Here is an 8,374-nt window from a genome sequence, read left to right as displayed (position 1 = left end):
AGTTTTGCGGTACGTTTGTCGCCTTGTCTTTAACAAAGAACATCCCAAACATGCCGCCCAGTTTATTGGTGCGCAGATTGATACCATGCTTGTCCGCCGCCGCTTGGATACCGTCAATAAGCTGGTCTACTTTCGCAGATAATTGATCATAAAAACCATCGACGGTTAAGTCTTCAAACATTGCAATACCAGCGCGCATTGCTAGCGGGTTTCCTGACAATGTACCTGCTTGATAGACGCCGCCAAGGGGTGCAATACAAGACATCACTTCTTTTTTACCACCGAAAGCACCAACCGGTAAACCGGCACCGATGATTTTACCAAAGCAAGTCAAATCAGGGTCAATGCCAAAATGCGCTTGCGCGCCGCCAAGCCCAACACGGAAACCGGTCATTACTTCATCAAAAATCAATACCGCACCATTGGCAGTACATTCTGCACGCAAAGTATCGTGGAATTCTTGGGTCGGAATGACCATATTCATGTTGCCAGCGATTGGTTCCACAATCACGCAAGCAATCTCGCTACCCCATTTTGCAAAGCACTCTTTAATCGCTTGCGGGTCATTATAAGGAATGGTAATCGTATGCTTGGCAAAGTCCGCTGGCACGCCTTTTGAGGTCGGCTCGCCAATATCCAGCATGCCTGAACCCGCTTTTACCAGTAAGCTGTCTGAATGACCATGGTAGCAACCTTCAAATTTGACGATTTTATCACGCTCAGTAAAGCCGCGCGCCAAACGAATCGCGCTCATGGTCGCTTCTGTACCTGAGCTTGTCATGCGAATCATCTCAACGCTTGGGACGATGTCGCAAATCTTATCGGCCACGGTGGTTTCAAACGGCGTTGGCGTACCAAAGCTCAAACCATCATCAGCGGCTTTTTTAACGGCATCAATGACTTTTGGATGCGCGTGACCCAAAATCATCGGGCCCCAAGAGCCGACATAATCGATATAAGCATTGTCTTCGGTGTCATAGATTTTGCTGCCGCTAGCACGGTGCATAAAAATAGGCGTACCACCAACGCCAGCAAAGGCGCGAACCGGTGAGTTTACACCACCAGGAATATGTTTGCGGGCTTGCGCAAAGAGTTGTTCATTTTTAGTACTCATAATTAGTCTCTACTTATTCTTTTGGTATTATTTTAATAACGATAGCTTAATTAACAATCACTTAATTAACAAAAACTTAAGCTTTTTTAACCACTGACGATTTGAGCTTCATCGGTCCAAAACCATCGAGTTTACAGTCGATATCATGACCATCAGAGGCATCTGGCAATAGGCGAATCCCTTTTGCTTTGGTGCCGACTTTGATAATGGTTGATGAGCCTTTGACTTTTAAGTCTTTAATCACGGTGACGGTATCGCCATCTTGCAGCTCGTTACCGACCGCATCACGAATGACCGCCTCTTGTACTTCAGCTTGCGCCGCATCGGTTTCAGCCGCGGTCCACTCATGCGCACACATCGGACATACCAGTAACGCACCATCTTCGTACGTATATTCAGCATCGCATTTTGGGCAATTGGGTAAGCTCATAATTTCCTCGTCAGCCGTGATAAATTGGGTGTATTCTAACGCTAACATTGTACCGTAACTCGCCGGCTTTCACCAATCGCTTCGCTTGTAAACACAGAACTGTGACTAATTGATACATTCGCTTATCTCTTAACGCGGACGTTTTTTATCACGTGGTTTTTTGTGGTACTCTGCTTTAACCAAATTTAATTTGATCACCATTTGTCTTTAGGTACTAAAAAGATGGTAAAAACTTAAATAACGACTTTTTCGCATTATTTTAACAGTAAGTTTTTTAACGACTTTAATCACTCAGTATTAACCCTAATATCTGAGGTTATAGCGACTCATAAATAGGACAATAATAATGACTCAATCAACATTGCCACAATTTGTTCAACTAACCATTCAAGGTGAAGATGCCGCAAAGTTCTTACAAGGGCAGCTGACCTCTGATGTCACTAAGCTTGGGCTTAGCTATCAAGCAACGGCGCTTAGCAATTTAAAAGGCCGTATCGATTTTGGACTTTGGATTAAAAAACAAGACGAAAAACATTTTGATGTAGTCATCAGTGCCGATTGCGCTGAGGCGTTCCAAGCGCATCTTAAAAAGTTTGGCGCCTTTTCAAAATTTGATACCAGTGCACCAACGCCCATTTATCCTTGCGTACTCGATGGAGTGCCAACCTTTAGTCATAAAGATGAGCATAATACTATCGATGACACCCAAGCGTGGATGCAAGCGAGTCTTGCAGCGGGCAACTATTGGATAGTCGCGGACACACGAGGCGAGTTTCAGCCGCAAGAGCTGCGCCTACATCAGCGCGGCGGTATGGACTACGATAAAGGCTGCTACCTCGGTCAAGAAGTCATTGCCCGTATTTATTTTAAAGCGGCGCCAAAAGCGTTTTTACATTATGTTAGCGGCACAGGTGATGCGCCAGCCGCTGGTGATAAGCTAGAGAAAATCCAAGTGGTCAATGCCATTGCCGATGACGATATTAATGGTAATGGTAATGCTAATGGTTTTAAAGCATTGGTTGTTGCCCGCCCAGAGCATTTAGCCGATAGTGAGCTTACGATATTAGACTTACCCCCAGCACTACAAGCGGATGTCGCCCGTCAAAAATAACGTGAAAGGTTTGATAGTCTATTTCACAGTCCAACTCGTATTATAAAAAGTACTTTTACTAAAACGCAGCAGAGCAATTTATGACCCATATTGCGGTACTCGGAGCAGGTGTGGTGGGCGTGACCAGCGCATGGTATCTACGGCAAGCAGGCTACGATGTGACCGTCATTGAGCGCGAATCTGCTGCTGGTATGCAAACCTCATTCGCCAATGGTGGGCAGATATCGGTCTCGCACGCGACGCCGTGGGCAAATCCGAGCACGCCGATGAAAGCGCTTAAATGGTTGTTTCGTGAAGATGCGCCGCTGCTCTACCGCTTGCGAGCTGATAAGGCACAATTGAAATGGGCAATGCAATTTTTACAAGAATGCCGCGCAGAACGAGCAGATGCCAATCTGGTACAGATGGTGCGTTTGGGCTTGTACTCACGAGATACTTTGCAGCAGCTGCGTGCTGATATCGGTATTGATTACGAGCAGCAAACGCGCGGTATCATGCATTTTTATACCAACCAAGCTGAGTTTGATGCCGCCATCGCGCCAACCGAGCGTATGCAAGAGCTCGGCTGTGAGCGCTATGTGATTGATATTAATAATGCTATTAGCCTCGAGCCTGCGCTTTACCCTATTGCTCATAAGCTCAAAGGCGCCACTTACACCAGCCGTGACGAATCGGGTAATGCGCATGTATTTACCCAGCGTTTGGCTCAGCGCTGCATCGATGCTGGCGTGAAATTTTTATACGATACCGACATTTTGACGTTAAACACCGACGCCCATTCTGCTCGCCCGCACGTGCATAGTATGACCATTCGTCCCAAGGGCGAAAACGCACAGACTTTTAGCGCCGACAGTTATGTGCTAGCACTTGGCAGCTATAGCGTATTGCTCATGAAACCGCTCAATATTCATCTGCCTATTTTCCCTGCCAAAGGTTATTCAGCCACTTATCAAGTCAATCAGCGTGCGCCACATTTAGCACCTTTCGTTAGCCTTATTGATGATGAGTTTAAATTAGTCACCTCGCGCCTTGGTGACAAATTACGCGTCGCAGGTACGGCGGAATTTAACGGCTATAATATGGATTTAAATAGCACGCGCTGTGCAGCCATTACTCGCCGCGTCCAGCAGTTATTTCCCAAAGGTATCATTGCCAATTCTGTGCAATATTGGACGGGATTGCGCCCGATGACACCATCAAATGTGCCATTAATAGGGCGCGCGCATCATGGTCAAATCCGTCATGGTAGTGTCAATACAAACGCCAGCTTTGATAATTTATGGCTAAATACCGGACATGGCACGCTTGGCTGGACCCATGCTTGCGGTTCGGCAAAGGCGCTCAGTTTATTGATACAAGGTGAGACACCGCCGGTTAATTTTGATTTTATTGGCTTAGGAAATTAAAAATCAGAAACGTCAGAGTTAGAAACATAAGAGTTATGAATGTAAAATGAGGAACGTAAAAAAGGCGCTACCGCTATAAGTAAGCGCCTGTTTAATTAAATGTGGAATTTCTAGCTTAGCGTAATTTTAAGCAGCAGTGGTTGCTCCAGTGTTAGAATCAGTAGTCTCTAAATCAACCACCTCTGGCGCGATTGCTTCTAACTGCACAGGTACGCCATTGACCGCCGCATTACCACTTAGCTGGTCGATCAAGGTATCGTCCGTCAAGTCATTAACACTGACACCGGCATGCGCTTGCGCAATCTTTTGCTGCACACCTTTACGCCCATGACCCCAACCATGAGGAATACTGACTACGCCAGGCATTAGCTCATCGGTGACTTCTGCGGTAATAATCACACTACCAACGCGCGAGGTCACTTTTACTTCCTGTCCATCCTTAATACTATATTCTTTCGCCGTTTCAGGATGCAACATCAGCGTACAGCGTGGCTTGCCTTTTACCAAGCGATAGCTGTTATGCAGCCATGAATTGTTACTGCGTACATGACGACGACCGATAAGTAAAATCTGTTTGTCATCGTAATCCTGCATCATTGTTTGCACGCGCGCTAAATCGGCTTGATAAAAATCAATATTAAGATGAATTTTCTTATCTTTATGCTTTATTGCTTCTGGCAACATTCTTTTGAGCGTGCCTAAGTCCAGTCCATGCGGTTTTTTCTTGAGTTTATTCAGGCTCATGCCAGCATAAGGACCGCGTCTTAAGCCTTGATCAAGCAAGAACTTCGGTCCTAAAATATTGACCAATCGGCGCTCAATTTTGGTTGCAAGCGCTGCTTTTTTATCGAGGCGTTTTGCCAGCTCTAAATAGATTTGCCAATCATGTTTAGCGCTTTTTTTCTTAGCAAACAATGCTTTTGAGTATTTAGCGACATTATGTACGGCAAAATTATTAAAGGTCACATCATAATGGTCACGCTCTAGTGGCGAGACGGGTGGCAAGATAATATTGGCATGACGACTCGTTTCTGTGACGAAGTAATCAATCGCGACCATAAAGTCCAAATTGGCAAAGGCTTTATCTAACTTTTCACCATTTGGCGTACTGAGGACAGGGTTGCCTGCAACGGTCATAAAGCCTTTTAATTGACCCTCGCCTTCTACCAGCATCTCGTCGCCCATCGCTACGACAGGATAATCACCATTAAAATCAGGCAAGTTACTCACGCGGCTATGACGTTTGCCTAAATAACCTGGGCCGGAGTTATTGACCACATCAAGCGCAGGATTGGGGAACATGAGGCCGCCCACTTCATCCAAACGTCCGGTGACGATATTAATCACCATAATCAAATACTGGCTTAATAAGCCAAACTCTTGTACCGATACGCCCATGCGCCCATAGCAAACCGAGCTTTGTGCTTCACAAAACTCTTTGACCAGTCGTTTAATCTCATTTGCGGCAATGCCAGTAATATCAGCAACCGACTCTGCGCTATAGTCTTTAGCGAAATCTGCCAAGCGCGCAATCTCTGGCGCAAGCGCCGCCGCTCTATTATTAGTCCGTGCTTTGTCCGCGTAACCTTGGGCATAGATTTCATTGAGCATAGCAAGTAAAAATAAAACATCGGTTGCTGGACGTATAAAATGATGCTCGCTTGCAATGTCAGCAGTTTCGGTACGGCGTGGATCAATCACTACTACTTTGCCATTGCGGGCTTTGATGTCTTTGAGCTTTTGGCGCATATTTGGCGCGGTCATAATACTGCCGTTCGATGCCAGCGGATTGCCACCGATGATGAGCATATACTGAGTTCGATTTACGTCAGGCACTGGGATACGCAGCATATGACCAAACAGATGCATACTAACAATATGATGCGGTAATTGATCGATCGAGGTTGCAGAAAAGCGGCTTCGTGTCTTGACACTGTTTAATAAATGCTTAATGGTCAACATACCGCCCAAATTATGGACGTTAGGATTGCCTAAATAAACACCGAAAGCATTTTGGCCGTGTTTCTTTTGTACTGACTGAATACCAGCGGCTACTTTATCGAGCGCATCATCCCAGCTGATTGTTCTCCAACCGTTAGCGGTTCTCTCTATGGGATGACACAGGCGATCTTGGTCTTCATGTAAATCTTGTAAGGCAGTTGCTTTTGGGCAAATATAACCTTTAGAAAATGGGTCATTTTTATCACCTTTAATCGATAATACCTTTGCTCCATCGTGCTTTATTTCAATACCGCACATCGCCTCGCACAGATTGCAGGTTCTAAAATGTGTTTGCTCATTCGTCTTGGTTTGTTCACTAGCCATGGTCACGCTCCCTGTGATGTTTTACTATCGCTTTCACTAACTAAATTCCGTTTTATGATATCAATCGATTCGTAAGTCTTAAAATTTTTGCGAGCTCAGCATTCATTAATTTGCTCACTAGCTACTTATTACTTGCTCATTATTGATAAAAAATCCGCCAAAAAGCCTATCAAAGTTTTTGCACAGTATGGCAATGGCTTGCTGCTGTGAATAACGTCCTTGATGACAGCCTAATATCAGCTCATGAACCTGCGCGCTCGCACTATCAACGCAGAGATAAACGTCAGATTCTTCAAAAGAACAATCGGCTGACTGCAATCCTTGGATAAATATTTTTGTCCATTCTTCACGTATGTCGGTAAACAAACTTCCCAAACCTTTATCTTCTACTCGCAAATCAAAGCGTAGACTGTCTTCGAGTAACCGTTGGAACAACCTAATATTTTGAAAGGCGGCTGTAAAAATCAGCGTCAAGCAATGCTGACAGCGCTGATTGAACGCCGCCCTAGACAGTGTTGGATAATCTCCAAGCATATCTGCCCACGCCTTACGCATCGGTGATAAATAATTGTCTTTTAATTGCCTACTCAATTCACTTTGTAGCGTCTCTACGCTGTCAAAGTGATTATAAAAACTTGGCTGAGCTATTCCCGCCCCTTTAGCGATTTTGTTCATACTCATGCCGCAAGCGCCTTCCAAGCTATAAAGCTGCAGCGCACTTTTTAATAAGGCACGACGGGTTTTGGCTTTTGCCAGCTCACGCTTCGTATCTAATCTTGTCGCGTTTACGGTATTAATTGGACTCACTGTTATTCTGTCCTCATTGTCTAAGGCTTATGATTTCAGCTATAAGCTTATAGTTATTTAAATAACAAGTCTATAATCAGATGCGTAAAAGGTTTTATTTTCCATTAATAGTTTTAGATTTAAGATTTATGAACAGATAAAAAAGGACAAAGCACTGTATAAACAGACATTTGGCTGCTGGTTTTCTTTACGTATCGCTCTGACAAAGTACTCTATCTATTACACAACTATGCCCTCCATAACAGAGGAGCGCCATTTACCATAATTAAGCAACACTACAAACATTGCTCATACAGACAGGGAGGTCTGAAATTTATATATTGGTATCACAAGTTAGCCACGGGCTAGTTGTAAAGTACTTAAAACAGTACTACATAAGCAATAACAATCATAAATAATAACTTGCTCCTAAAGCACTTTACGGTCTATAGCATTAAAATTTTTAAACCATAAACCGTAAAGAGTTGATAACTAAAATAAGGATTATAATAATGAACGAACATACGCTAAAAGGTGATTGGAAACAGATGAAAGGTACAGTTAAGCAGAAGTGGGCTGACCTAACCGATGATGATTTATTACATATCGAAGGTAGCCGTGATAAGCTCGTAGGCAAAGTCCAAGAGCGTTATGGTCACAGTAAAGATGATGCTGAGCGCGAAGTTGATGCATGGCGTACTGAAAATAAATATTAATGACCAATTTTTCTTATAGAATTTTATTATTCGTATAAATGTCTATAAGCCATTAATGGCAAAAGGTCGCATTGATTTCAATGCGACCTTTTTTGTGCTCTATAAATGATGATCCCTACCGGCTTATTGATACCAACGATAGTAATGAGACGGTATTATTATCTACGATAATAGGCATGATAGATATTTGTTGAAAAACTCTCAATGGAGAATCCTTAACACCCAGACACGATAAAACCGCATAGCAATTAATTGTTATGCGGTTTTATTGTTAACCATCCTTGTTACCCATCACCACTCTAATCGCTGCATCCTTGCAAGATATTGAGTATCTTGTGATAGCCGGGCATCCTGCCCATTTGTTCTGACTACTACTGGCATTATCTGCCTGCAGCACGGGTCATGTGTCCTTATTTCAATTGCCTTTATCATCCTGATGCTAGCGACTGAACTATTATCCTTAATACGGTCAACTCAATCCTTGAG

General features: G+C 43.9%; 6 protein-coding genes and 1 pseudogene. 3 read left to right on the top strand and 4 right to left on the bottom strand.

What is annotated here, in order from left to right; all coding sequences use genetic code 11:
* Both hemL and V7D75_RS11200 read right to left on the bottom strand, forming a co-directional pair.
* Positions 1-1,114 (bottom strand): annotated as a pseudogene (gene hemL / locus V7D75_RS11205) (glutamate-1-semialdehyde 2,1-aminomutase); the annotation flags it as partial.
* Between the two features lie 76 nt (positions 1,115-1,190).
* Entirely contained in the window at positions 1,191-1,544 is a 354-nt protein-coding gene (locus V7D75_RS11200) for a zinc ribbon domain-containing protein YjdM (protein ID WP_333614621.1), read from the bottom strand.
* Positions 1,545-1,890: 346 nt separating this feature from the next.
* Between V7D75_RS11200 and ygfZ the strand changes: the two genes are divergently transcribed.
* Together ygfZ and V7D75_RS11190 are read left to right on the top strand one after the other, a co-directional pair.
* On the top strand, positions 1,891-2,655 hold the full coding sequence (gene ygfZ, locus V7D75_RS11195) for a CAF17-like 4Fe-4S cluster assembly/insertion protein YgfZ (protein WP_333614620.1): 765 nt from the start codon (positions 1,891-1,893) through the stop codon (positions 2,653-2,655).
* Between the two features lie 80 nt (positions 2,656-2,735).
* Positions 2,736-4,061 carry a D-amino acid dehydrogenase gene (locus tag V7D75_RS11190; RefSeq protein ID WP_333614619.1) on the top strand — a complete coding sequence of 442 codons (1,326 nt, stop codon included), beginning with the start codon at positions 2,736-2,738 and terminating at the stop codon, positions 4,059-4,061.
* Between the two features lie 126 nt (positions 4,062-4,187).
* On the opposite strand, the gene V7D75_RS11185 is transcribed toward V7D75_RS11190, so the two are convergent.
* Both V7D75_RS11185 and V7D75_RS11180 read right to left on the bottom strand, forming a co-directional pair.
* Entirely contained in the window at positions 4,188-6,386 is a 2,199-nt protein-coding gene (locus tag V7D75_RS11185) for a molybdopterin oxidoreductase family protein (RefSeq protein ID WP_333614618.1), read from the bottom strand.
* Between the two features lie 117 nt (positions 6,387-6,503).
* Positions 6,504-7,193 (bottom strand): TetR/AcrR family transcriptional regulator, encoded by a 690-nt coding sequence (locus V7D75_RS11180; RefSeq protein WP_333614617.1) that lies wholly within the window; start codon positions 7,191-7,193, stop codon positions 6,504-6,506.
* Between the two features lie 491 nt (positions 7,194-7,684).
* Between V7D75_RS11180 and V7D75_RS11175 the strand changes: the two genes are divergently transcribed.
* Positions 7,685-7,888, top strand: coding sequence for a CsbD family protein (locus V7D75_RS11175; protein WP_191690216.1), 204 nt, complete (start codon positions 7,685-7,687; stop codon positions 7,886-7,888).
* Positions 7,889-8,374: the final 486 nt, after the last annotated feature.

The sequence above is a fragment of the Psychrobacter sp. genome (assembly GCF_036731945.1).
GTDB lineage: Bacteria > Pseudomonadota > Gammaproteobacteria > Pseudomonadales > Moraxellaceae > Psychrobacter.
The sequence above is the reverse complement of the archived record's forward strand: the minus strand, read 5'-3'. Positions and strand labels throughout refer to the sequence as shown.

Coding starts and splice junctions, on each gene's coding strand:
- V7D75_RS11200 (WP_333614621.1), bottom strand. CDS start 1,544: ATGAGCTTACCCAATTGCCCAAAATGCGATGCTGAATATACGTACGAA.
- ygfZ (WP_333614620.1), top strand. CDS start 1,891: ATGACTCAATCAACATTGCCACAATTTGTTCAACTAACCATTCAAGGT.
- V7D75_RS11190 (WP_333614619.1), top strand. CDS start 2,736: ATGACCCATATTGCGGTACTCGGAGCAGGTGTGGTGGGCGTGACCAGC.
- V7D75_RS11185 (WP_333614618.1), bottom strand. CDS start 6,386: ATGGCTAGTGAACAAACCAAGACGAATGAGCAAACACATTTTAGAACC.
- V7D75_RS11175 (WP_191690216.1), top strand. CDS start 7,685: ATGAACGAACATACGCTAAAAGGTGATTGGAAACAGATGAAAGGTACA.